20 protein-coding genes are annotated in these 24719 nt (G+C 61.0%); 15 read left to right on the top strand and 5 right to left on the bottom strand.

Annotation, left to right across the window (positions count from 1 at the left end; genetic code table 11):
- Positions 1–349: 349 nt before the first annotated feature.
- The 7 genes from AC2A1F_RS01075 (at position 350) to AC2A1F_RS01105 (ending at position 8551) form a co-directional block, all read left to right on the top strand.
- Positions 350–628 carry a hypothetical protein gene (locus tag AC2A1F_RS01075; protein ID WP_484206936.1) on the top strand — a complete coding sequence of 93 codons (279 nt, stop codon included), beginning with the start codon at positions 350–352 and terminating at the stop codon, positions 626–628.
- A 106-nt stretch (positions 629–734) separates the two neighbouring features.
- A complete protein-coding gene (locus AC2A1F_RS01080) occupies positions 735–824 on the top strand; it encodes a potassium-transporting ATPase subunit F (RefSeq protein WP_484206937.1) in 90 nt (29 codons plus the stop codon).
- Between the two features lie 13 nt (positions 825–837).
- Positions 838–2541 (top strand): potassium-transporting ATPase subunit KdpA, encoded by a 1704-nt coding sequence (gene kdpA / locus AC2A1F_RS01085; RefSeq protein ID WP_484206938.1) that lies wholly within the window; start codon positions 838–840, stop codon positions 2539–2541.
- Between the two features lie 15 nt (positions 2542–2556).
- Positions 2557–4572 (top strand): potassium-transporting ATPase subunit KdpB, encoded by a 2016-nt coding sequence (kdpB, locus tag AC2A1F_RS01090; protein ID WP_484206939.1) that lies wholly within the window; start codon positions 2557–2559, stop codon positions 4570–4572.
- Positions 4573–4584: 12 nt separating this feature from the next.
- Entirely contained in the window at positions 4585–5196 is a 612-nt protein-coding gene (kdpC, locus tag AC2A1F_RS01095; RefSeq protein ID WP_484206940.1) for a potassium-transporting ATPase subunit KdpC, read from the top strand.
- Entirely contained in the window at positions 5193–7865 is a 2673-nt protein-coding gene (locus tag AC2A1F_RS01100) for a DUF4118 domain-containing protein (RefSeq protein WP_484206941.1), read from the top strand. The genes kdpC and AC2A1F_RS01100 overlap by 4 nt, the downstream gene beginning before the upstream one ends.
- Positions 7862–8551, top strand: coding sequence for a response regulator (locus tag AC2A1F_RS01105; RefSeq protein ID WP_484206942.1), 690 nt, complete (start codon positions 7862–7864; stop codon positions 8549–8551). Before AC2A1F_RS01100 ends, AC2A1F_RS01105 begins: the two co-directional genes overlap by 4 nt.
- A gap of 104 nt (positions 8552–8655) precedes the next feature.
- On the opposite strand, the gene AC2A1F_RS01110 is transcribed toward AC2A1F_RS01105, so the two are convergent.
- Entirely contained in the window at positions 8656–9795 is a 1140-nt protein-coding gene (locus AC2A1F_RS01110) for an ROK family transcriptional regulator (protein WP_484206943.1), read from the bottom strand.
- Between the two features lie 145 nt (positions 9796–9940).
- Here AC2A1F_RS01110 and AC2A1F_RS01115 point away from each other — a divergent pair, with 145 nt between their 5' ends.
- The 6 genes from AC2A1F_RS01115 to AC2A1F_RS01140 all read left to right on the top strand — a co-directional run bounded on the left by AC2A1F_RS01115 (position 9941) and on the right by AC2A1F_RS01140 (position 18025).
- Complete coding sequence (locus AC2A1F_RS01115) at positions 9941–12436, top strand: TonB-dependent receptor (RefSeq protein WP_484206944.1); 2496 nt, start codon at positions 9941–9943, stop codon at positions 12434–12436.
- A gap of 82 nt (positions 12437–12518) precedes the next feature.
- A complete protein-coding gene (locus tag AC2A1F_RS01120; RefSeq protein WP_484206945.1) occupies positions 12519–13754 on the top strand; it encodes a glycerate kinase type-2 family protein in 1236 nt (411 codons plus the stop codon).
- Positions 13751–15019, top strand: coding sequence for an MGH1-like glycoside hydrolase domain-containing protein (locus AC2A1F_RS01125; RefSeq protein ID WP_484206946.1), 1269 nt, complete (start codon positions 13751–13753; stop codon positions 15017–15019). Before AC2A1F_RS01120 ends, AC2A1F_RS01125 begins: the two co-directional genes overlap by 4 nt.
- Entirely contained in the window at positions 14995–16281 is a 1287-nt protein-coding gene (locus AC2A1F_RS01130) for an MFS transporter (protein ID WP_484206947.1), read from the top strand. The genes AC2A1F_RS01125 and AC2A1F_RS01130 overlap by 25 nt, the downstream gene beginning before the upstream one ends.
- A complete protein-coding gene (locus tag AC2A1F_RS01135; RefSeq protein WP_484206948.1) occupies positions 16274–17170 on the top strand; it encodes an ROK family protein in 897 nt (298 codons plus the stop codon). The genes AC2A1F_RS01130 and AC2A1F_RS01135 overlap by 8 nt, the downstream gene beginning before the upstream one ends.
- Positions 17171–17173: 3 nt before the next feature.
- Positions 17174–18025, top strand: a complete 852-nt coding sequence (locus tag AC2A1F_RS01140; RefSeq protein ID WP_484206949.1) for a class I mannose-6-phosphate isomerase — start codon at positions 17174–17176, stop codon at positions 18023–18025.
- On the opposite strand, the gene AC2A1F_RS01145 is transcribed toward AC2A1F_RS01140, so the two are convergent.
- Positions 17988–18752 carry a phytanoyl-CoA dioxygenase family protein gene (locus tag AC2A1F_RS01145; RefSeq protein ID WP_484206950.1) on the bottom strand — a complete coding sequence of 255 codons (765 nt, stop codon included), beginning with the start codon at positions 18750–18752 and terminating at the stop codon, positions 17988–17990. The two genes, AC2A1F_RS01140 and AC2A1F_RS01145, sit on opposite strands and share 38 nt — an antisense overlap.
- Positions 18753–18843: 91 nt before the next feature.
- On the opposite strand from AC2A1F_RS01145, the gene AC2A1F_RS01150 reads away from it, so the two are divergent.
- Positions 18844–19635, top strand: coding sequence for a helix-turn-helix transcriptional regulator (locus AC2A1F_RS01150; protein WP_484206951.1), 792 nt, complete (start codon positions 18844–18846; stop codon positions 19633–19635).
- Positions 19636–19664: 29 nt separating this feature from the next.
- Here the strand turns inward: AC2A1F_RS01150 and AC2A1F_RS01155 are convergent, their stop codons facing one another.
- The 3 genes from AC2A1F_RS01155 to AC2A1F_RS01165 form a co-directional block, all read right to left on the bottom strand.
- Positions 19665–21050, bottom strand: coding sequence for an alpha-amylase family glycosyl hydrolase (locus AC2A1F_RS01155; RefSeq protein ID WP_484206952.1), 1386 nt, complete (start codon positions 21048–21050; stop codon positions 19665–19667).
- Positions 21043–22569, bottom strand: coding sequence for an MFS transporter (locus AC2A1F_RS01160; RefSeq protein WP_484206953.1), 1527 nt, complete (start codon positions 22567–22569; stop codon positions 21043–21045). The genes AC2A1F_RS01155 and AC2A1F_RS01160 overlap by 8 nt, the downstream gene beginning before the upstream one ends.
- Before the next feature lie 169 nt (positions 22570–22738).
- Complete coding sequence (locus AC2A1F_RS01165; protein WP_484208137.1) at positions 22739–23767, bottom strand: LacI family DNA-binding transcriptional regulator; 1029 nt, start codon at positions 23765–23767, stop codon at positions 22739–22741.
- A gap of 111 nt (positions 23768–23878) precedes the next feature.
- Between AC2A1F_RS01165 and AC2A1F_RS01170 the strand changes: the two genes are divergently transcribed.
- Complete coding sequence (locus AC2A1F_RS01170; protein ID WP_484206954.1) at positions 23879–24571, top strand: DUF6445 family protein; 693 nt, start codon at positions 23879–23881, stop codon at positions 24569–24571.
- Positions 24572–24719 lie beyond the last annotated feature (148 nt).

A 24719-nucleotide genomic window follows, 5' to 3' on the forward strand; every position in this document is an offset into this window, starting at 1 on the left:
AGGCCGGGCGGCTTTACCGGCCGCCTATCTGCCAGGCAAGGTCCGGCGCATGTTTGCGGCCGGGGGGTTTACCCTCACTTCAAGAAAAGCTGGATTTCTTGTGCGCAGTCAGACTGCTGGATGCTGCCAGTTTGCGCTGCAGGTCAGGTCTTTGAAGCGTCAGTATCGATTGCTTCAGTTCTGATTTCAACCTGACTGCCCAGTTCGATCACGCGGCTGATGGACAGGCGCGTGCGCGCGGCTGCCACGAACTTTACGGAATCTTTATGCGACCGGGCAAATTCCCCGTGGAATCTTAACGTGATGAAGGCGCAGGTGTCTGGCCGCGATTGCTGCGGGAGCGCTTGTAATGTCATCTGTTTTTGAACGCTTGCGACGAGGCCAGCGCTGCTGGTCGGCGGAACTGGGCCTGAGAACGCTAGGCATCGCGCTGCTGGCGGCATGCGGAAGGGTCATGCTGCTGGTGCACCGTCAAGTGACCACGCCACCGTCACACGAACCCACGGTCGTGGAATTCGGCCTTTGCGCCGTTGCGTTTGTGGCGCTGACCTGCGGCCTTGCGTTCACCATCGAAGGGCCCGGTCTGTTGCGTTGGGTCCCGATTCCCACACGATCCCTGATTTCCTGAAAGGAACCGTCCGATGCCGGATCTTGCCTGGCTCGCTCTGCTTGGCGTGCTTTTCCTGCTCACACTCGCCTTCGTGCGGCTGTGTGAAAAAGCCTGAGGAGGCCGCATGACCATTTCGCTTCTGCTCGCCGGACTGACTGCCGCAGGCTTGCTCGTCTATCTCGTGGCCGTACTCGTGCGGCCCGAACGGTTCTGATCGGAGAAGAACCATGACCATTCAGGGTTGGATGTTGATCCTCCTTTTTACCGGACTGACGATTGCGCTGGCCAAGCCAGTCGGGACTTATCTGTTCGCGCTATATGAGGGGCGCCGCACGATCATGCATCGTGTGTTCGGACCGGTTGAGCGCGGATTCTATCGCCTTGCCGGGATTGATCCTGCGGCCGAGCAATCGTGGCGCACTTATGCGCTGCACTTGTTGGTGTTTCAGGTGGTGCTCACGCTGTTTACCTATGCCTTGTTGCGCTTGCAGCATGTCCTGCCGATGAACCCGCGCGGGCTGGCCGGTGTCGGCAGCGATGGTGCGATGAATACGGCCATTGCCTTTGTGACCAACACCAACTGGCAATGGTATGGTGGCGAAAGCACGCTGAGCAACCTGAGCCAGATGCTGGGCCTGACGATTCACAACTTCCTGTCTGCCGCGACCGGCATCGCCGTGGCCTTTGCGCTGTTTCGCGGTTTTGCACGGCGTGAGACCGGCTCCATTGGCAACTTCTGGACCGATTGCACGCGCGTGACGCTGTATCTGCTGCTGCCAGCTTGCGTGATCTATGCACTGTTTCTGGTGGCGAATGGGGTGCCGCAGACGCTGGCGACCAGCATCGATGCGACAACGCTGGAAGGCCTGACGCAGACAATCGCGCTTGGCCCTGTCGCGAGTCAGGAAGCGATCAAGATGCTGGGCACCAATGGCGGCGGCTTTTTCAACGCCAACAGCGCGCACCCGTTCGAAAACCCGACCGCGCTGACCAATCTGGTGCAGATGCTCTCGATCTTCGCAATCGGTTCGGGCCTGACCTTTTGCTTTGGCAAGGCCGTGGGCAATACGCGCCAAGGCTGGGCCATCCTATCTGCCATGATGGTGCTGTTTGTGGCGGGTGTCAGCATCACCTACTGGCAGGAAGCTGCGGGCAATCCGATCCTGCATCAACTGGGCGTTGCCGGTGGCAACATGGAAGGCAAGGAAGTCCGCTTCGGCATCGCTGCCAGCGCGCTGTTCTCTGTCGTCACCACCGCTGCATCATGTGGTGCGGTGAACGCCATGCACGACAGCTTTACCGCGCTGGGCGGCATGATCCCGATGTTCAACATGCAACTTGGCGAGGTCATCGTCGGTGGAGTTGGCGCGGGTATCTATGGCTTTTTGTTGTTCGCATTGCTGGCTGTGTTCATCGCCGGACTGATGGTTGGCCGCACGCCTGAGTATGTCGGCAAGAAGATCGAATCGCGCGAAGTGAAGCTGGCGGTGCTGGCCATTGCGGTTCTGCCGCTGTGTATCCTTGGGTTTACCGCGATTGCCAGCGTGCTGCCTGCCGGGCTGGCCGGCCCGTTGAACAAGGGGCCGCATGGGTTTTCGGAAATCCTCTATGCGTTCTCATCGGCAGCGGGGAACAATGGCTCTGCCTTTGCCGGGCTGACCGCTGGCACGCCGTTCTACAACGCTCTGCTGGGCATGGCGATGTGGATCGGGCGCTTCTTCATGATCGTGCCTGCCCTGGCGATTGCCGGAAGCCTTGCCGCCAAAAAGCAAATTCCCGAGTCCGCTGGTTCTTTCCCCACCACGGGCCCGCTGTGGATTGGCCTGCTGGTCGGCATCATCCTGATCGTTGGCGGACTCACGTTCCTGCCCAGCCTCGCGCTGGGGCCCATTGCCGATCATCTCGCGATGATCTCCGGCCAGCAATTCTAAAAAGGGGCTGTTGCCATGAGCACACCTACCTCGATGTTTTCGGCTGCGCTGGTTGTGCCAGCCTGCCGTGACGCCTTCCGCAAACTTGCGCCCCGCGCCCTGGTGAAAAACCCGGTGCTGTTCACCACGGCGGTAGTGGCGCTGCTGCTTACCATCCTGCTGGCGATCGGCGCTGAACCGTTGCCGTTGGGCTTTCAAGTGCAGCTTATCGTCTGGCTGTGGCTGACGGTGCTGTTCGGCACGTTTGCCGAAGCGCTGGCCGAAGGGCGCGGGCGAGCGCAGGCGGCATCGCTGCGCGCGACCAAGAGCGAGCTTTCAGCCAAGCTGCCCGACGGCCGCACGGTTCCCGCTTCGCAATTGCGGAGTGGGGATGAAGTGCTGGTCGAAACCGGTGATCTGATCCCGGCGGACGGTGAAGTGATTGCAGGCGTCGCCTCGGTCAACGAGGCCGCCATTACCGGCGAAAGCGCGCCCGTGATCCGCGAAGCAGGCGGTGACCGGTCGGCTGTGACCGCAGGCACGCGCGTTATTTCGGATTCCATCCGGGTCCGCATCACGCAGGAGCCGGGGCAGGGCTTTCTGGACCGGATGATCGCGCTGGTCGAAGGCGCGGAACGCCAGAAGACGCCGAACGAGATCGCGCTGACGATCCTGCTGGTAGGCCTCACGATCATTTTCCTGATCGCGGTGGCGACGATTCCGGCCTTTGCCAGCTACGCGGGCGGTAGCATCCCGGTGGCCATTCTGGCCGCGCTGCTGATCACGCTGATCCCCACGACTATTGCCGCGCTGCTTTCGGCCATCGGTATTGCCGGGATGGACCGGCTTGTCCGCTTCAACGTGCTGGCCAAATCGGGCCGCGCGGTGGAGGCGGCTGGTGACGTTGATGTGCTGCTACTCGACAAGACCGGCACGATTACCATCGGTGACCGGCAAGCCAGCGATTTTCGCGCACTGAGCGGTGTGTCGATCAACACGCTGGCAGAGGCTGCGATGATGGCCAGCCTTGCCGACGAAACGCCCGAAGGACGCTCGGTCGTGGTGCTGGCGCGCGAGAAGCACGGTGTTGCGATGCAGGCCCTGCCAAAAGATGCGCAAATCATACCCTTTACCGCCCAGACCCGCATTTCCGGTGTTCTGAGTGGTGCAGGACTGGTGCAAAAGGGTGCTGTCGATGCGATCCTGCGCGCCAATCCTGACGCAGCCAAAGGTCCGCAGGCCGCCGATCTTCGCCGCATATCGGAAGAGATTGCCCGTGCCGGACAGACGCCACTGGCCGTGGCCAAGGATGGCCGCCTGCTGGGCGTGATTGCGCTGAAGGATGTGATCAAGGCCGGTGTCCGCGCTCGCTTTGCCGAGCTGCGCCGCATGGGCATCCGCACCGTGATGATCACTGGCGACAACCCGCTGACCGCCGCTGCCATTGCCGCCGAAGCCGGGGTCGATGACTTCCTCGCCGAGGCCACACCCGAGGACAAGCTGGAACTGATCCGCAAGGAGCAGCAGGGCGGCAAGCTGGTGGCGATGTGCGGCGATGGCACTAACGATGCCCCGGCGCTGGCGCAGGCCGATGTTGGCGTGGCCATGAATACCGGCACGCAGGCCGCGCGCGAGGCGGGCAACATGGTCGATCTCGACAGTGATCCGACCAAGCTGATCGAGATCGTAGGCCTTGGCAAACAGCTGCTGATGACGCGCGGCGCGATGACCACGTTCTCGGTCGCCAACGATGTTGCCAAATACTTTGCGATCATTCCGGCGATGTTCCTCGCGCTCTATCCGCAGCTTGAGGTGCTCAACGTGATGGGGCTGGCCTCGCCCGAAAGCGCCATCCTTTCGGCGATCATCTTCAATGCGCTGATCATCCCGGCGCTTGTGCCGCTTGCGCTGAAAGGCGTGGCTTACAAGCCGATGGGTGCCGGCCCGATGCTGGCGCGCAACCTGGCGGTTTATGGCCTTGGCGGCCTGATCGCTCCCTTCATTGGCATCAAGGCAATCGACCTTGCCGTTGCCAGCCTCCACCTCGTTTGAGGATCAACTGACATGACCAAGGATATTGGCGCAGCCCTTCGCCCCGCGCTGGTGCTTACCGCTCTGTTCGCCCTGCTGCTGGGCATTGCCTACCCTCTGGCCATCACTGGCGTGGCGCAGATGCTGCTTCCGACAGCGGCAAACGGCAGCCTGATCGAACGCGGCGGGCAGATCATTGGCTCGCGCCTGATCGGCCAAGGCTTCGCGTCGGACGCCTATTTCCACGGACGCCCTTCGGCAGCGGGCAAGGGTTATGACGCGATGGCATCGGCCGGGTCAAACCTTGGGCCAGCCAGCAAAGTGCTGGCCGACCGCGTCGCTGCCGATATCGTTTCAGCTGGCCGCACCGCTTTGCAGACATCACCGGGAGTTCCTGTCCCACCTGACCTGGTGACCACTTCCGCCTCGGGGCTTGACCCTCATATCAGCTCCGAGGCGGCTCTTTTTCAGTTGAGCCGCGTTGCCAAGGCGCGAGGGCTTCACGAAGATGTTGTGCGCAAGCTGGTGGCCGAACACACCGAAGGACCTCTGGCGGGTTTTCTGGGTGAGAGGCGCGTCAACGTGCTTGAACTGAACCTTGCTCTCGACAGCGTGACATCGTCAGGTGCAAACTTGGCGGAATGAACGACGTCCGGCCCGATCCACAGGCGCTTTTGCGCGTTGCTGCCCGTGAAGGCAAAGGCCGCCTCAAGGTATTCCTTGGGGCGGCACCCGGTGTTGGCAAAACCTATGAAATGCTGAGCGATGGCGCAGCGCGGCGCGATGCAGGTCTGGATGTGGTGATTGGCGTGGTGGAAACGCATGGCCGCCGCGAAACGGCTGCCAAAGTTCATGGCTTCGAGATCATTGCGCCCAAGCGGATCGTCTATCAGGGGCATGAACTGGCAGAGATGGACATCGACGCCATTCTGGAGCGTAGGCCGCGTATCGTGCTGGTTGATGAACTGGCGCACACGAACGCCCCGGGCAGCCGCCACGACAAGCGCTATCAGGATGTCGAAGAACTGCTCGAAGCCGGGATCGACGTCTATTCGACGCTCAATATCCAACACCTTGAAAGCCTGAACGATCTGATCGCCTCGTTCAGTAGGGTCCGTGTGCGCGAAACGCTGCCTGACCGGGTGATCGAAAATGCCGATCTTGAAATCGTCGATATCCCGCCGGACGAGCTGATCGAGCGTCTGCGCGAGGGCAAGGTCTATGTGCCCGACGAAGCATCACGCGCGCTGGGCCATTTCTTTTCGAAGTCCAATCTTTCCGCCCTTCGTGAACTGGCGTTGCGTCGGGCAGCGCAGGCGGTCGATGCGCAGATGCTCGACTACATGCGGGCGAATGCGGTTGGCGGGACTTATGCGGTTAGCGACAGGCTGGTCGTGGCGATCAGCGAACAGCCCGGTGGGGACGAACTTGTGCGCGCGGCCAAGCGGCTTGCCGATGCGCTTCGCGCGCCATTGACCGCCGTACACATCGAAACGCCGCGCAGTGCAGCGTTCAGTGACGCTGAAAACAGCAGCCTTGCCGCCACGATGCATCTGGCCACGCAACTGGGTGCGCAGATATCTACCGTGCCTGCACAATCAGTGTTGGCGGGGTTGAAGCAGTTTGCTGCCGAAGCGCGCGCAACGCAGCTGATCGTCGGCAAATCGCGCCGCTCGGCCTGGTTTGAGCTGCGCCATGGCTCGATTGTCGACCGGCTGGTGCGCGACACGCCCGGACTTGCCGTGCATGTGGTGCCGCTTGAAGCCGCGACGGCCAAGGCCGGGCCGCGCACCCGCGCCGTTTCAGCAAAGAACCGTGGCTGGGCAGGCTATGCTTTGTCTCTAGGAGTGGCTGTGCTGGTCACGCTGGTAGGCATGGTGATCTTCGAGCGCAGCAATATCACCAACATCGGCCTGCTCTATCTGTTGCCGGTGATGTTCGCCGCCACGCGCTATGGAATGCGCACGGGTATTGTCACCAGCCTTGCCTGCTCGCTTGCGTACAACTTCTTCTTCATCCCGCCGACGCACACGTTCACTATTCAGGACCCCCAAAACATCATCACGGTTCTGGTCCTGCTGGGTGTAGCCATCGTATCGAGCCGCCTGGCCTCGCGCCTGCGCGAACAGGCCTTGATCGCGCAAGCCAGCTCGGCCCAGAACAGCGCTCTGGCAGGATTTGCGCGCCAGTTGACCGGGATCAGCACGACCGAGGAACTAGCCGAAGTTCTGTGCCGTGAAATCGCCCGGTTGCTTGATGCCAACGCGGCCCTGCTGCTTGCCGATGAGCGCGGGCTGCGCGTGCAGGCGGCCGCTCCAACTGACGTCAAACTGGAAATGCTCGACAATGCGGCTGCGCAATGGGCGTTCGACAACAGGAAGCCGGCGGGGCAGGGATCAGACACGCTGACCGCATCGGAATGGCTGTTCTACCCGGTGGGCGCAGGCAAGGCGGCTGCTGCGGTGTTCGGCATTTCAAGGGCAGACGCTGGTGCGCCGATCCGTTCGGACCAGACGCCCTTGCTGCTCAGCCTGCTCGATCAGGCGGGGCTGGCGCTGGGCCGGATTGCGCTGGAAGAGGAGATGTCGAACCTTGCCCATGTGCACGAGCGGGACCGCCTGCGGCACGCGCTGTTATCATCGGTCAGCCACGATCTGCGCACGCCGCTCACCACGATTCTGGGGACCTTGCAGGAAATCCGGGCGCTTTCGCCCGAACAGACTAGCCAGCTTGCCGCGGCGAGGGCCGAGGCCGAACGGCTGCACCGGTTCGTGGCGAACCTGCTCGATATGGTCAGGATCGAAGCGGGTGCATTGCACCAGAAGATAGAACCTGTAGAATTATCTGAAGCGGTGGGTACTGCGCTGCAGGATCTGCGCGCCGCGCTGCAGGACCACCCCACTCGCATCATGATATCGCCTGACTTGCCGCTGGTACTGGTCGATCCGCAGCTGTTCCATCACTGCCTGATAAACCTGATTGAAAACGCGGCCAAATATGGCGCGCCGGGCACGCCCGTGATCGTGCGGGCAGAGCTTGAACCTGACAGCCTCATACTGTTTGTGGAGGATGCCGGGGCGGGTATTCCGGCAGGTGAGGAGCGACGGATATTCGAGACTTTTGCGCGCATCGAAGGATCTGATCGCACGGGTGGCACAGGCCTTGGTCTGGCCATCGTCAAAGGCTTTGCCGAGGCTATGGGGCTGAAAGTTGCAGCCGAAAACAACAAAAACGGCACCGGTTCATCGTTCAGCATCCGGTTTTCTGCCCAGCACCTGAAGTTTCTGCACTCGGACACACTGGAAGGCCTGTGAACAAGCGCGTGACCGTGCTCATAGTAGATGATGAACCCGCCATCCGCCGCCTGCTGCACGCCAGCTTGACACGGGCCGATTATCGCGTGGTTGAAGCAGGGTCCGGGCGTGAAGCCCTGTTTGCCGTGCAGGTTGAGAAACCGGACGTGGTTCTGCTCGATCTTGGCTTGCCCGATCGTGACGGGCTGGAATTGATTGGCTTGATCAAGCCCACGGGCACCGCGGTGATCGTGGTTTCAGCGCGCGATGCAACGGATCAGAAAGTTACGGCACTCGATCTGGGCGCAGACGATTATGTGTCTAAACCCTTCGATAGCGAAGAAGTTCTTGCGCGCATACGCACTGCCTTGCGGCACAGGTTGGGATTGCAAACGCAGACGCCGATGGTTCGTTTTGGCGGTGTGGAAATCGATCTGGGTGCGCGGATCGTGCGGCGCGATGGAGACGAGGTCCATTTTACGCCTAAGGAATACGAGTTTCTTGCAGAACTGGCGAAAAGCCCCGGGCGTGTGGTTACGCATGCGCAATTGCTGCGCACCGTGTGGGGCCCCGGCCACGATAGCGATGTCGAGTATCTGCGCGTTGCGGCCAGAAGCATAAGGCGGAAGCTTGAGCCCGACCCATCCCAACCCGTGCTGTTACGCAATGAACCTGGCGTAGGATACCGGTTGCAGGATGTTCGCTGAAGCAAGATCGCTGCGCACCTGGTCAGGATGGTGCAGGTCGCTTTGCCGACCATCAAAAGTCGTCCATCTGCGATCCCGGCGGTGCAACTTAACGTCATCTGGCTCTACAGCATGGTGGCGAAGAATTTCTGTTCCAGCGGAATGATTGCGGCGCCAATGGCACAGGCATCGACGTGCGTTTGCGAAACGATGATCTTGGGCAAAGGGCGCGGCTCCTGACGGCGGGCATCATCGAACAGTTCGATGGCGGGGATGATCTTTTGCGCCAGCGCCTTGGGCAGACGGCCGCCCAGCACGATGACCTCGGGATCAAGCAACGCAGCAATGGCCGATGCGATAAGCGACAGGGGGTCACGGCTCTTTTCGATCCATTCATCCACGCCCGGCCAATCGGGATCGAAGCCGGAAACCATGTTCGATATGCCATCAAGATCGACGCCAGCCTTGCGGATCGATTGCAGCAGCGTTTCCAGTGTAGGCAACTGGAAAAGGCGCCACGGCAGAATCAGGCCGATTTCTCCGCCATTGCCGTGGGTGCCCCGCATCAAGCGGTGATTGCTGACAACACCGCCACCCAAGCCCGCCGCCATGAACACATAGACAAAGTTTGCGTGATCGCGCCCTGCGCCCAGAAAACTTTCGCCAATCGCTGCGGCATTGGCATCATTTTCGACCCACGCGGGCAGCGATAGGGCGTCGCTGAATACTTCGTCGATTGGCACCATTGCCCAATCATCAAGCGAGCGGGGCGGATTGTAGCGCGATTTGCCATCGAGGCAGTAGCCTGAAATGCCAATGCCGACGCCGGTCAGGCGTTCGCGCGCGCTGGGCGTCCGCTCCAGAAAGCGCTGCTTGACCCCTCCCAACCTGTCAAACACGGCTTTGCGGGTCATGACCGGCATTTCGACGTAATCGTAATCGACCACGTTGCCGGCGAAATCCATCAGCAGGACCGACATCGCATCGGTCATCAACGCGATGCCAAGGGAATAGGCGTAATCGGGTGCGATGTTGATGGTAACGCTGGGCTGCCCCCTGCGCCCGCTTGCTTTGCGGCCACCTTGGGCAAGGGCGCCCCGATCCACCAGTTCATTGACCAGACGCGAAACCGTCTGCTGCGAAAGATCGCAACTGCGCGCAATTTCGGGCTGGGTCGTGCCACGATTGCGCAGCACGTAGCTCAGGATATTCGCCTCACTATCGGAGGGCTTTTGGAACCGTTCTGCATGGGTTTGCACTGTCATCGCGGCATTTATCGCAGAAGCGACGCATGCTGGCAACATTTTCACCCACTATAATACTCATGGTGGGTTGTAATGGCACTGCGAGCGTGATAGTCCCGATTCCAACGAGAGTCCGCTCAAGGGCGATCAGGTGAGGAGAGGTTCGATGAAGCTGGTTCTGACAGCAGCCATGGCGGGTATTTCGCTGACGGCCCTGATCCCGACATGCGCACAGGCGCAGGAAAATGCCCAAGCTGGCGATACCGCAGAAACCGAAGGCGCAACCAACGCCGGAATCATCGTAACGGGCACAAGCCGTTCACGCATCGCGCTTGATACGCCGCTTGCGGTCAGCCAGCTTGGCGAAGATGCGCTGGCGCGCGCCGGGGTTACCAGCCAGGCCGATATTCTCAACACCATCCCATCGATCAAGGCCGATGGTGGCGGCGGTGAAGTGGCGGCGAACATCTTCATTCGGGGTCTGCCGTCGGGTGGACAATACCAGTTCACGCCGCTGATGTATGACGGGGTGACTGTCCTGTCCGCGTTCGGGCTCAATTCCTCGGCTTATGACGTTTACGCGCGCAACGATCTGGGGATTAGCCGGTTGGAATTCGTGCGCGGCGGAGTTTCGAACCTGTTCGGCCCCGGGTCGGTCGCTGGCCTGATCAACTATATCAGCAAGTCCGGCGGCGATCAGCTTGAAGGCACGGTACAACTGGAAGTGGCGCAGCGTGACCGCTATCGCGGCGATGTGGCGCTGAGCGGTCCGCTCGGCAACAATTTCTACTTTGGCGTTTCGGGTTTCTACCGCATCGACAAAGGCCCGATCCGCACCAATCTGGATACCAAGGGCGGGCAGTTCCGCGGCAATCTGGAATATCGCTTCCCCGATGGCAGCGGCAATGTGAAGCTGCTGGGCCAGTATATCAATGACCGCGTGCAGTTCTACCTGCCGATCCCGCTGGATGGTCCTTCGCGTTCGCGGCTGGCTGGAAATGACGGCAAGCTCGTCAATTCGGTGCAGAACAATTTTGCCGGCAGCCTTGGGTTCAACACGCCCGATGGCGCGTTTTCATCCGATATTGGCGAGGGTGTTTCGACCAAGGGCGGGATGGTCGGCCTGACCTTTGAGAAAGACTTCGGCGATAGCGGCTGGGGCCTCAACGGGCGAGTGAAGTACAGCGATTACAAGCACAAGTTCGGGCTGTGGTCTGATGGTGATGGCGTGATTAACGTGCCCGAAACGCTGCAAAGCTTTCTGACCAACCGCAACCTTGGCACACTGGCCAATGCGCAATTCACTTTTGCAGGCGGTGGCGCGGTGCCATCCAACTTCCTGCTGTTTGCCAACCGCTTCACCGACCGTGACCGCCCGGTGCATGATTTCACCGCCGAAATGAACCTGACGAAGAAGCTGCAGACCGGCTCGGTCGATCATGCTTTCACGCTTGGCGGCTTTTACGGTAATGCCAGCGCCGATGACGTTAACGTCACGACGACATTCCTGGCGGAATTCAACAACCAGCCGCGTTTGGTGAACCTGACGATCACAAACCCGGTCGGTGGAGCGCAAACTGTCATTTCGCGCAACGGCCTGCTCAATGCCGGGGCCGGATATGTCAACAATCGCCACAAGGCAGAGCGGTACGCCGGATATATCGCCGATCAGATGAAGATCGGGGATCGGTTCAACCTTGATATCGGCTTCCGCGTGGAGCATATGCGCGGGGCGATCAGCCGCGAGCGCACGTCGACCGTGGTGACAGATTCCACCACGGCGAACCTCTCGACCGCGCTGCGTGACGTGATCTGGGGTAATGGCGGCTTCCAGACCGGCAATGTGCAGGTGACCGAATGGGCTCTGGCCGCAGGCGCACTGTACAAGCTGACCGACGACATGAGCGTCTATGCCAACGCATCGCGCGGCTTCTTCTTCCCCGAACTGCGGTCTGCGGCATTCCGTCCTTTGCCCACTGGCACGGCAGCCAATGCCAGCGTATCTCCGGGCACGCAAAGCTACACCGCCGAAATCATCAAGCAGGCCGAAGTCGGCTTCAAGATGAGCCGATCGGGTCTGACCATGACGGTTTCGGGCTTCTACACCAAGCTCGACAATCGCCGCCAGGTGCTGTTCGTCAACGATGGGCAGGGCGGCCTGATCGAACGGGTCAATCTGGTCGGCGCGGAATCCTATGGTGCAGAAGGCACCATCGACGTGCGGTTGGTGCAGAACTTGCGCTTCAACGGCAACGTGACGCTGCAGAAGAGCAAGTTCACCGCGTTTGACACCACGCCTGCCAACATCGGCAAGCGGGTGGAGCGGCAGCCTGAGCTGCTTTACAATGCCGGGCTCTATTATGATGATGGCACGTTCGATCTGTCGGTGTTCACCAACTACACTGGCCCGAACTTCACCGCATCGAACAACCTGATCGAGCTGGACGGTTGGAACATTGCCAACCTTGATGCAGGCTACAAGGTGCCGGTGGCATCGGGTGAACTGCGGGTCAGCGTCAACGTGTTCAACCTGTTCAATACCGATGCCGTGACCGAAGGTTCACCGCGTCAGGACGCCAATCAGACGGCCAACGGCGCATTCTTTGTGGGCCGCCCGGTGCTGCCGCGCCGGATCACGGGCCGTCTGACATATAACTTCTGATGCCTCCTGCTACCGCTGTGGGCTTGCCGCAGCGGTAGTCCTTGCGCACCATTCCCGGACACTGCCGCAATAGAGGTCTGTCATGCTGCTGCGCGAAGAATTGCTGTCCATCTTCATGGCTGGCGTTGAAGCGGCCAGTGCGCCTGCAGCATTGGCAGGTGTCTTGCCCCGGGACACGCCGCAAGGGCGCACGCTGGTGCTGGGCTGCGGCAAGGCGGCGGCGGCTATGGCCGAAGTGGCCGCACAACACCTGCCGGGCGAGGTGACGGGCTGCGTGGTCACGCGGTTTGGCCATGGCGCGCGCGGCGGTACCGGCGGCATTACCGTGATCGAGGCCAGCCATCCGGTGCCCGATGCGGCCAGCCTTGCTGCGGGACAGCGCATTCGCGAACTGGCGGCTAAGGCGCGCCGGGGTGATCGCGTAGTGTTCCTGATATCGGGCGGCGGATCATCGCTGCTGATCGATCCTCTGCCCGGGCTGACGCTGGAACGCAAAGCGCAGATCAATGGTCATCTCGTTCGCTCCGGCGTGCCCATTGCCGACATCAACTTTGTGCGCAGCCATCTGTCGCAAGTAAAAGGTGGCCGTCTTGCCGCCGCAGCGGGCGCGGCGGGGGATGACATGCACAGCTTCATCATTTCCGACGTGGTGGGCGATGACCCGGCGGTGGTGGCATCCGGCCCATCGCTGGCCAGCATGTTTGATCCGGCGCGGGCGCTGGCGATATTGGAAAGCAGCAGTTGGCCGGTTGATGACGCCTTGCGGGCACTGGTCATGGCAGGACAGGCCCCGGTCGTGCCAAACCATCCGGTCCACGTGATCGCCAATGCCCTGACCGCGCTTGACGCCGCGACTGCCTTTGCCCGGCAGAAGGGCTGGGAAGTGATCCGCATTGGCGATGATCTGGGCGGCGATGCGGCCGTGGGGCGGGATCATGCGGCCTTGGCGCTGGAGCATGCCGCAGCAGGCCGACGGTGCTTGCTGATATCGGGCGGCGAACTTACAGTCACCGTGCGCAATCGCGATGGACGTGGTGGGCCCAATCTTGAATACCTGGCCGGGCTTATGGCCGCTTTGCCGCAAGACGCCCCCATTGCCGCGCTGGCGTGTGACAGCGACGGGATTGATGGCAGCGAAGACAACGCCGGGGGCTTTTTCGACCGCACATCGCGCGCCGCGCCTGATGCATGTGAAGCAGCGCTTGCAGCGAACCGCAGCTATGATCTGTTCGCCCAGATCGGCGGTTTGATCATGACCGGCCCCACGCGCACCAATGTCAACGATATCCGCCTGATCGCCGTGGGAGAACACCTGTGAGCCGCAATCCGAAGCTTGACCAGCAGGCGCGCGATATCCTGCAGCGCAATGATCGCGGCGGCTACACCGTGCCGACGCACGGCCTCTATCCGTTTCAGTGGAACTGGGATTCGGCCTTTGTGGCACTGGGTTTTGCCGCGTTCGACAGGGACCGCGCCTGGCAGGAAATCGAAACGCTGGTTTCGGCCCAGTGGGACGATGGCATGATCCCGCACATCGTGTTCCACCAGAACGATGATGGCTATTTCCCCGGTCCCGGCGTGTGGGGAACGGGCAAAACCCCGCCGACATCGGGTATCACGCAACCGCCGGTGCTGGCCACCATCGTGCGCGCGCTGTGGGAACAGGAAGGCGCAGATCCCGCAAATCCCCGGATGCGTGCGCTCTATGACGCCTGCCTGCGCAGCCACCGCTGGTTTCACAGCTATCGCGATCCGTTGGGCAACGGCCTCGTCATGGTCACGCACAACTGGGAAACCGGGCGCGACAATTCGAGTGAGTGGGACGATGCGCTGGGGCGTGTCGATACGACCGGTGTGGGCAAGTATCAGCGCCGCGATACTGGCCATGTCGATGCTGCCATGCGGCCAAAGCAAAGCGAGTATGACCGCTATGTCGCCATCCTGCAGTTCGGCAAGAATTGCGGCTGGGACCATCGTGAGATTGCAGACCATGGGCCGTTTCGGATGGTCGATGTCGGCATGTCGATGGAACTGCTGCGCGCCAACCGCGATCTGCTGGTTCTGGCCGAGGCTATCGGCGATGCGGAAGGCGCGGCTGATATCCGCGACTGGATTGCGTTGTCCGAGGCCGGAATCGACTGGCTCTGGAACGAAGAGGCCGGCGCGTTCTGTTCGCGCGATGCCACTACGCTGGAAAGCTCGGGGCTTGTCACTAATGCCAGCTTCTTGGCTTTCTATGCAGGCGTCGGCAGCGATGCTCAGCGGGCAAGGCTGCTGGAGGCGCTGGATCGGCTGACCACCAGTGCGGAATACTTGCTGCCCAGTCTGGAAGCGGGCAGCCGTGAATACGATCATCGCCGCTACTGGCGCGGGCCGATCTGGCTAGTCGTCAACTACATGGCGGCGCAGGGCCTTGCCGAACAGGGCCATGCCGATTGGGCGGAGCGCATCCGCGCCGATTCCGCACGCCTGATCGAAAAGTTTGGCTTTTTCGAAAGCTTCAGCCCGGAAACCGGCGAAGGTTCGGGCGGCGACGACTTTTCGTGGACCGCTGCGATGTGGCTGGCTTGGTGCGGCAAGTGATGGCGCGCGCCACCGGCCTGTTTCGCAAACCGGCACCGGCGCACTATCCGTGGCTGTTGATCGGCCTGTTGTGGTGCGTCTCGTTCCTGAATTCCGCTGACCGGGCCATTCTCAACGCGGTCAAACCCCTGCTGCGCGATGCCTTTGCCATCAGCGATATCCAGTTGGGCGTGATCGATACCGTGTTCTTCTGGACCTATGCTGTCTGCGCGTTCCTGTTCGGGCGCATTGGCGACAGCGTGCGCCGCCGCAACATGATCCTGTTCGGGTTGTTGTTCTGGAGCATGGCGACGGGCTTCATGCCCATCGCCACTGGCTTTGCCATGTTGCTGGGCATGCGCACGCTCGTCGCGGTGGGTGAGTCCACCTATTACCCCACCGCTACCGCATTGATCGGAGCATGGCACAAACCGGCGATGCGCAGCCGCGCGCTGGCCATTCACCAGACCGCCGTTTTTGCAGGCGGCGGCTTTGGCGCATGGGCGGCGGGCAGGCTCGCCGATCAATTTGGCTGGTCGATGCCGTTCGTGGTGTTTGCAGCGCTTGGCATCGTTGTTTTGGCGGTCCTGCTGTTCACCCTGCGCGACGATGCACCCATTGCGCAACGGCGCAGCATCGCGACTGCCGAAGAACCGTTGCGCCTGATCTTGGCCAATCCAGCGGCGCTGTTGCTGTGCGGGGTGTTTTTCCTTGCCACTGCAGCATCTTCGGCTGTGCTCAATTGGTGCAACACCTATGCCCATGACGTGCTGGGCCTAAACCTTGCCGATAGCGCGCTGGTCGGGCCGGTGATGATTACCACGGCGGGGTTTTTCTCGGTGCTGGTGGGTGGTTGGCTGTCGGATACATTTGCCGCCAAAAGCTCCACTGGGCGCTTTACCGTGCTGGCGCTCGGCCTTTCCGTGGCGGCGCTGTTTCTGCTCCCGTTCCCGTTGGCAGGATCCGTTGTCACTGTTGGCGCGTTGTTGTTCGCTACCAGCTTTGGCAAAGGACTGTTCGATGGCTGCATCTACGCCGCGCTGCACGATGTCATGCCCGATGCTGCCCGCGCAACGGCGGCAGGGCTGATGACGATGATGGGCTTTCTGGGGGCGGGCATTTCGACCGTCACCCTGCCTGCCATTGCCGTCCACACCGGACTGGCCGCCGGCTTCACAATGATGGCCGCGCTCTATCTGATCGCGGTTATTGCGCTTCTGGCGGGACGTCCGATGATCCGGCGGGTTATGCAGCAAATGCAGGCGGAGGGTGCCCATGCATGACCGCGCCATGATCGGTGGCATCGAACTGGGTGGTACCAAAACCGTCTTTGCCATTGGCCACCATGACGGCACGATTGTCCATCGCCACACAGTGCCTACACGCGATCCAGCGTCTGTCGTTGCCGACGCCTGCGCATTTTTCAACAATGGCAAAGTGCGCATCGATGCCCTTGGCGTAGGCGCTTTCGGTCCGGTGGTAGTTGACAGGGCGGACCCGGACTTTGGCCATATTCTCGATACCAACAAGCCCGGCTGGAGCGGCTTCAACCTGATGGGGGCTTTGGCGCAAGGCATTGCCGCACCGGCGCGACTGGTCACTGATGTGGGCGCGGCGGCTATGGCCGAGGTTCGGCTTGGCGCGCTTCGCGATGTCGAAATCGGTATCTACCTCACGGTTGGCACGGGTATTGGCGGTGCCATCGTCTGCAATGGGCAATTGTTGCCCGCTCTGCTGCACCCCGAAATGGGCCACATTGCGCTGCATCGGCTGGAAGGCGACCGCACGCCATCAACTTGCGTCTTTCACGATAGTTGTGCCGAAGGCCTTGTGGCAGGTCCGGCCATCATGGCGCGCTATAGAGCATCGCTCGATCAGTTTGCGCCAGATAGTGCCGAACTTGGCCTTGTTGCCGAATATCTCGGCCAGCTTTGCAGCAATCTTGTGCTCACCGTGTCGCCGCAGCGGATCGTGCTGGGTGGGGGAGTGTGCCAGGCGCGCGGGCTGATCGCTGCTGTTCAGCAGGCCATGGTGCGCCAGCTGGGCGTCTATGGTCCGCGCGCTACTTCGCAGCCGGGCTATCTGTGCGCACCGGCGTTGGCGCAGGATGCGGGCGTAACCGGGGCAATCCTATGCGCTGCAGACCTGCCGGTTTCACGGGTGGGGGCCTAGCCGATGCCGTTAGAGCCGCTCACGCGACAGCTGATTGAAAAGCCTTGGGGTCGCGATGATCTTCCCAGCGCCTTTGCCGATGGGGCCAAGCGCATAGGCGAAGCATGGTTTGCGCATCCCACACTGGATCTTCCGCTGTTGATCAAGTGGATTTTCACGTCCGAACGTCTGTCCATCCAGGTTCATCCTGATGATGACCGCGCGCAGGCGCTTGGGCTTGCGCGGGGCAAGGAGGAATGGTGGCTTGTCACCAACGCGCGGGAAGGTGCCACGCTTGGTATCGGCACGAAGCGGCCCCTTTGTTCCGCCGAACTGACTGAGGCGGCGCTGGATGGCTCGCTTGAACAGTTGATGGATTGGGTGCCTGTGCGGGCAGGGGACTGGTTTCACATCCCGCCCGGCACCGTGCACGCCATCGGCGCAGGCGTTGAACTGGTGGAAATTCAGCAGAATTCGGACGTCACCTACAGGCTCTATGATTACGGACGTCCGCGCGAACTTCATCTTGATGCAGGCGTTGCGGCAAGCGACGCGCGCCCGTTCCCCGCAGCGCAGCGTGGTAAGGTGAATTGTGTAGAGGGCTGTCATCCCGACAAGCTGGTGTCTGCCCATCACTTCATGATCTGGTATGCAAGCCAGCAGCAACACAAGCTCGCAGTGGGCTCTATACCTGCTCAGCCGACGTGGACCATTCCGTTGACAGGCGAGATCGTGACTGAAGCCGGCACATTCGGGCGGGGCAGCGTGCTCTATGGCAACGCAACGGACATCGCTGATGCTTCGAGCGATTGCACGTTTCTTGTCGCGCAGGCTGGCATTACGCCGGTTGCCGCGGTTCCTCCCATGCAAACTTGAATGCGCCTGCGGTCGGGTCGATCCCTGCCAGCATCATGCCTTGCCCGCGCGATGTGTGGCGCTCGCTCAAGGGAGCGTCGGCAGGGTCGCGCAACTGGATGAGCAAGGTCGTGCGCGCCTCGTTTGAACGGTTCTGGCCCGATCCGTGAACGGTCAGGTAATGGAAGAACACGGCATCGCCAGCCTTGGCCGGAACCGGAGTGGCCCGGTCGATGGGGTAAGTCTGCGTGCACACGTGATGGTCGGCGCCCGTGGCGGGCAGCGGACCCAGCTTGTGCGTGCCCGGATAGACACAAAGGCAGCCTTTTTCCTCCGGCGCGTCATCAAGATGGAGGATCACAGCGATCATTGAATGATCACGATGCGGAAAATAGGGATAGTCCTGATGCATCGGAAACGGCGATCCCTTTTCGGGTGGCTTGATGAACATCTTGTTGTGGTGCAGCTGCACGTTGGGGCCGATCAGGTCTTGCGCGATGCCGGTCAGGCGGGGGTCAGACAGCAAGCGGGTCACCAGTGCGGAGCGGAAATGAACGTCGTGGCAATGAGTGATCGCTGTGCTGCCATCACGCACGCTGGCCCACGTCGCATCGCTGTGCCCTTCGCGCGTGGCGACGGCGTGCATCTCGGATCGCAATGCTTCCGCTTCGGCACTGTCGAGCAGGCCTGGCACCAGAATATAGCCATTGGTCTGGTAAAATTGCTTCTGTTCTGCATTCAGCATCATTGCTCACCCTATGAATGATTTCAGGCAAGCTTAATATTTCTCTGGCGTTCAACAATTGGGGTAGACTGGAACGTGTGGTAAATAATCGAACATGAATGCCTGGAGTTTTCCGCTCGAAGCACTGATCTCGGTCGAAGTCGCCGGGCAGTTTGTGTTGAGCGATCGTGACTTCTCGACCGTTCACCTTGGCCGCACCCATGCCTTGCATCTTCATGGCTATGCTGCACAAATGATGCTGGCTGGCGAACCCATTGCCATTGCACCGGGGGATTTGACCCTCAGCCCGGCCGGCCAGCCTTCAATGTACCACCTGCCGCAGCCGGGGCGGCATTGGTGCATCCATTTTCACATCGGCGAAGCACAAGGGCCAACTGCGCCCATCCGCCTTCATCTGGCCGGTTGCGTGCACCTGCGCGAACGGTTTGCGCATATCAGCTGGCAGTTCGCCACTGCGAGCGACGATATTGGTTTCCAATCAGCGCGCATCGGTGTGCAAGACCTTTTGCTGCAGGTGGCCCGGCTGTCCAACCCCTTGCCGCAAAACGATGCTGCCGCTGCCGCTGCCGAATATATCAACAATCATTTCGCCCAACCCATCGGAGTGAACGCCATTGCTGCTGCCGCAGGGCGCTCGCCAGCCTATATCACCAGAGTGTTCCGCAAGCGGTTTGGTATCACCGTGATGCACCGCCTGCTGCAGCGGCGCGCGGAACATGCACGGTTTCTGCTCACATCAAGCGACCTGCCGATCTGGCGGGTTGCCGAACGGTGCGGCATTCCAGATGCACAGCATTTCAACAAGTTCGTGCGCAAAATGCTGGGCTGCAGCCCCAGCGCATTGCGCGAAGGCAGCAGCGCACGAATTATAGACCCTGATCGCTGAGTAGCCCTGCTCGAACCGCTGAAACTCGTCTACCTGACACGCTGCGCCAGCAGGCGATATCCCCATGCGGGCAATTCCACGGTGTCCTGCGCGGCAATCGTTACGGTTTTTCCGCTGCCAAATTCGGTGTAAGTGCCCGCAGGCAATGCATCGGCCAGTTTTGCAGTCACCGGTTTTGCCGACAGATTGAACAGGCCCAGCACCTTGTTCCTGCCATTGCGGCGCACCCACGAAAGCAGTTGCTGCGGCTTATCGTTTTCCACTTTAACCATACGCGCGCCCCATTGCCCGTTGGCCAGCACCGGGTTGGCCTTGCGGAACGCGATCAGGCTTTGCAGCAGGCTGCCCATCGCGCAGTCATTGGCCTTTGACCAATCGATGCGGTCCTTTTCGAAGAACGCCAGACGCCTCTCGTTGCACACTTCCTGCCCGTTGTGGATCATCGACAGGCCTTCGCCCGTAAACGAAAGCGCGACGAAGGCGGGGAGGGCGGGGCCAAAGTTTTCGGCAGTTGTGCCTTCCCACGCGTTGCTGTCGTGGTTTTCGATATAGGTCAGGCGCATCGCCTCGGCGGGCCAGGCGCTCTCGTTTTCAGCGTAGTAGCCATAGAGCGTGGTGGCATCGGCCTGTCCATTGGCGATCTGTTTAATCATGACATGCCAATCCCATGAATAGACCGCGTCAAACGCCCGCCGCGTCAATTCCGACGATTTCCATTCGGCCAGCATGAAGACCGGGCGGATCGCTTCGAGCCGTTTGCGTTCGGTTTCCCAGAAATCGAGCGGCACATAGCCCGCCACATCGGCGCGATAGCCATCGATGCCCACTTCGCGCACCCAGAACTCCATAGCCTCGCCCACATGCTTGCGCACGCCGGGCTGACGCCAGTCCAGATCGATCACATCGGACCAATCCCACCACGGGGTGGGCCGGAAAGCGCCCTTCCAGTCCTTTTCGTACCAATCAGGATGCTGTTTGGCCAAGGCATGGTCCCACGCGGTATGATTGACCACCAGATCAAGAATGACGCGAAAACCCTGCGCATGCGCGGCATCCACGAAATGCTTCAGGTCAGCTTGCGTGCCGAATTCGGGATTGACCGCATAGTAATCCTGCACCGAATAGGGCGAGCCGAGCGTGCCCTTGCGGTTCTCCTTGCCGATGGTATGGATCGGCATCAGCCACAGGATATCGACGCCCAGCTTCTTCAGCCGGGGCAGATGGCTTTCAGCCGCCCGGAACGTGCCCTCTGGCGTGAAGTGGCGCGTGTTGATCTGATAGAGCACCGCATCCTTGGTCCATGCCGGATGCTCCAGTTCGACATAGGGCTTGGGTGCCCATGTATCGGGCGCTGCCATGGCGGGGCATGTGGTGGCCAGCACTGCGCAAAGTGCCGAGGCGATCATCTTATGCATAGGAAAGCTCCGTGCGATGGACAGGGATAGTCGCGGCCACGCGCAGCATCGCAATGGCGGCAACGATCCAGGCAGCTGCAGCAAACAACATCGTCCACACCGGCTCACCCGGGAAAAAGGCCTTCATCAACGATCCCATAACCGTGGCGACAAGCAATTGCGGGACCACGATGAAAATGTTGAACAGCCCCATGTAGATGCCAAGCTTTGCCTGCGGCAGGTTCGAAGCGAGGATGGCATAGGGCATGGCGAGGATAGAGGCCCAGGCAATGCCGATGCCCACTTCGCACAGCAGCAAGGCTTGCGGATCGCGCAGCAGGAAGAAGCCAAGGAAGCCGGCCGCGCCAATCGTCAGGCAGATGGCGTGAGTCCTGACTTGTCCCACCGTGCGCGACATGACCGGCAGCAGGAACAGCGCGGCAATGGCTGCGACCCCGTTGTAGACGGTGAACAGCACATTCACCCAGTTTGCGCCCTCGTTGTAGGCGGCACTGGCGGGATCGCTGTTGCCAAAGGTGTATTGGGTGACCACCGGCGTGGTGTTGATCCACATGATGAACATGGCCGACCATGTGAAGAACTGGACCAGCGCCAAACGCTTCATCACATCGGGCATGCCGGCAAAATCGCCGACAATGCTGGCCAGCATCCCGCTGGTCCGCCCCTTTCGCGCAAGGCTGATCGCAATGGCGCTGAGCGCGCCATAGATCGCCAGCAATCCGCCGAGCAGCAGCACCTCTTTTTCAAGGTCCAACACGGCCACAAGGGCGATCACGGCGATGCCCGCCACCGCCCACGCCGCGCTTGAGGCATAGGATTTGGCTGCAAGCGCGCGCACGGGCAGGTCGCTCGGGGCTTCGTCGTGGCCGGAAAACGCTGCCTGTTCAGCCGGGCTGAATTCGCGCGTCGTGATCACGGTCCACAGCACCGCGCCCAGCAGCACTGCGCCGCCGCACCAGAAGCTTAGCCGCACCGTATCGGGCAGATTGCCGGGGGCGGCCGTATTGGCAACGCCCAGCACCTCCAGAAACCATGGGAAGATCGACCCGACGACCGCGCCTGCCCCGATGAAGGCTGTCTGCACCGCATAGCCTGCAGCATGCTGATCGGCGTGCAGCATATCGCCCACGAAAGCGCGGAAGGGTTCCATCGAGATGTTGAGCGAGGCATCGAGCAACCACAGCATCGCTGCGGCCAGAAACAGCGCCGCGCCCCAGTGCGGTGTCAGCGGCATGGCGAGGAGAGCAAGGGCCGAAAGCACTGCGCCGGTCAGGAAATAGGGCCTGCGCCGCCCCAGCCTTGTCCACGTGCGGTCTGACATGTGCCCGATGATGGGCTGCACGATCAGGCCGGTCAGCGGTGCGGCGATCCACAGCGCGGGCAGATCGTCCATGCTTGCGCCCAGCGTCTGAAAAACGCGGCTCATGTTCGCATTCTGCAGGGCGAAACCCACCTGAATGCCGAAGAAACCAAAGCTGATGTTCCACAGGCCCAGAAAGCTCTGACGCGGCTTGTCCATCTGGCAGTGCTCTCCCCTTACCCAGTTGTTATTGGGCCCGCTTTTGCGCGTGACCCGTTATTCTTCGGCGAAAAGCTGGCAGGAAAGCCGGGGACGGACAACATGTATACGAATACGACTGCTGATGTTTGCAATCGTTTGTTCCGCAGGTCGTGCAGGGGCTGTCAGTTCAGGTGCTGGCGCGCACGATCAGCCGTGTCGGCAAAAGCGGTGATGGCATGGTCCGCCCTTCGATCTTGGCGACCATTGCTTCGAGCAGGCGTTCACCTGCAGCGCTCAGGTCTTGCATGATCGTGGTCAGCGGGGGAGAGCACTGGCTGGCAGCGGGAATGTCATCAAAGCCGATGATCGCGACCTCATCGGGCACCGAAATCCCGGCTTCGGCCAGCGCACGCATGGCGCCGACTGCGATAAGATCGCTTGCGGCAAAGACCGCATCGATCACCGCACCGCTTTGCAGCAGATCGCTCATGGCAGCGTGGCCTGCCTGTTCTGTGGTAATCGCATCGCGCTGCAGGGCGGGATCCACCTCCAGACCATGTTCGCGCATCACTTGACACAGCCCCAGATAGCGTTCGGCAAATTCGGGATAGTGCCCATCACCATGGCCCAGAAAGGCAATCCGGCGGCGGCCCTTCTCAATCAGGTGTGCCCCGGCCATCCGCCCGGCACCCACATTGTCCGATCCGATGGTTGCACCGCTGGCATCATCGCTGACCGATCCCCAGCGGACGAAATGGGTGCCCTGCTGCACCAATTGCGCATGGCGTGGCGCGTAGACGGTGTAATCGCCATAGCCCAGCAGGATGATGCCATCGGCCTTGTTGCTGTCCTGATAGCTGACGTGCCAATCGTCCTCCAGCCGCTGAAACGAAATCAGCAGATCCAGCCCCCGGTTGGCGCAGGCCCGGGTGATCGACCCCAGCATCGACAGGAAGAACGGGTTGATCATGCTTTCATCGGGCGTGGGATCTTCGAAGAAAAGCAGGGCGATGGTATTGGACCGCTGCGTGCGCAGGGCCGATGCGTGCTTGTCTACCGTGTAGTGCAGATCGTTGGCGATCCGCTGCACACGTTCACGCGTGGCCTGGCTGATCGCCCGGTCTCCGCGCAGGGCGCGGCTGACAGTGGGCTGCGACACACCGGCAAGCTGCGCGATATCAAAGCTTGTCGGCTTTTGGGAACGCTGTCTGCCCACGGTTTCCTCCCAGTGGCGACCGGCTTTTTTCAACCAGTTTTTCGCCTGATAGAAGCGTAGTGCAAGCACCCCATCTTCGCAATCGCTTCGCAGGCACTAAAAGGTCTGGCCATGTCCAGTCCTCTTGCCTTGTCACCTCACGCCCGCCTTGTGACCGATCTGTTCGGCACCGAGCAGCAACCCTTCGCGTGCATTGACCAAGCCTTGCCCGATCCGCAGACCGTGGTGAACATCGCCGCGCAGCATGACTTCAGGCCCATCGGCCCCTTTTATCCCGGCGTGCGCGCTGCCGTGTCGGAGCAAGTAGCGATGCCTTTGGTGCTGCCCCTGCTGCCCTTGCTTGAGCAAACCTTTGGCTTGTCCCGACCGCCGCAGTTTCTGGAGTGTTTTCTCAGTCTGATGACGGTTCAGGCGGCCGATCTGAAACCCATTCAGCGCTTCCCGCATTTCGACGGGGTTGAAGAATCGCGGTTGGCCGTGCTGCTCTATCTGGATCAAGCCGAAGCAACCGGCACCGCTTTCTTTCGCCAGCGCGCCACCGGGTTTGAGTCGGTCGATGCGGAAAGGCTGGACAAATACCGCACGAGCCTTGAACGGGAAGTGACCCATCATGGCCTGCCCGAGGCCGGATATATCGGTGGAGACTCAGTGCTGTTCGAACGCATTTTTGCCGTGGCCGGACGCTTCAACCGCATGGTGATTTACAGGGGCAATGCGCTCCATTGCGCCGATGTTCCGGCAGGATTTGTGCCCGAGAAGGACCCTCGAAAAGGGCGGCTGACGCTCAATCTCTTCCTTCGCTGATCGCTATTATAGTCCATGTTTTCATTTGGTTACCGCAGGCCTTTGCTTGCAGCAAAATGCCTCGCAATCGTTTGCGTATACGTATACCAACTTCCCGCCCGGCCCGTTTGGGGCGTATCAAGTCTTGGCAAGGAATGACGAGGAACAC

The sequence above is a fragment of the Novosphingobium sp. HNCC26BN242 genome, assembly GCF_057180525.1.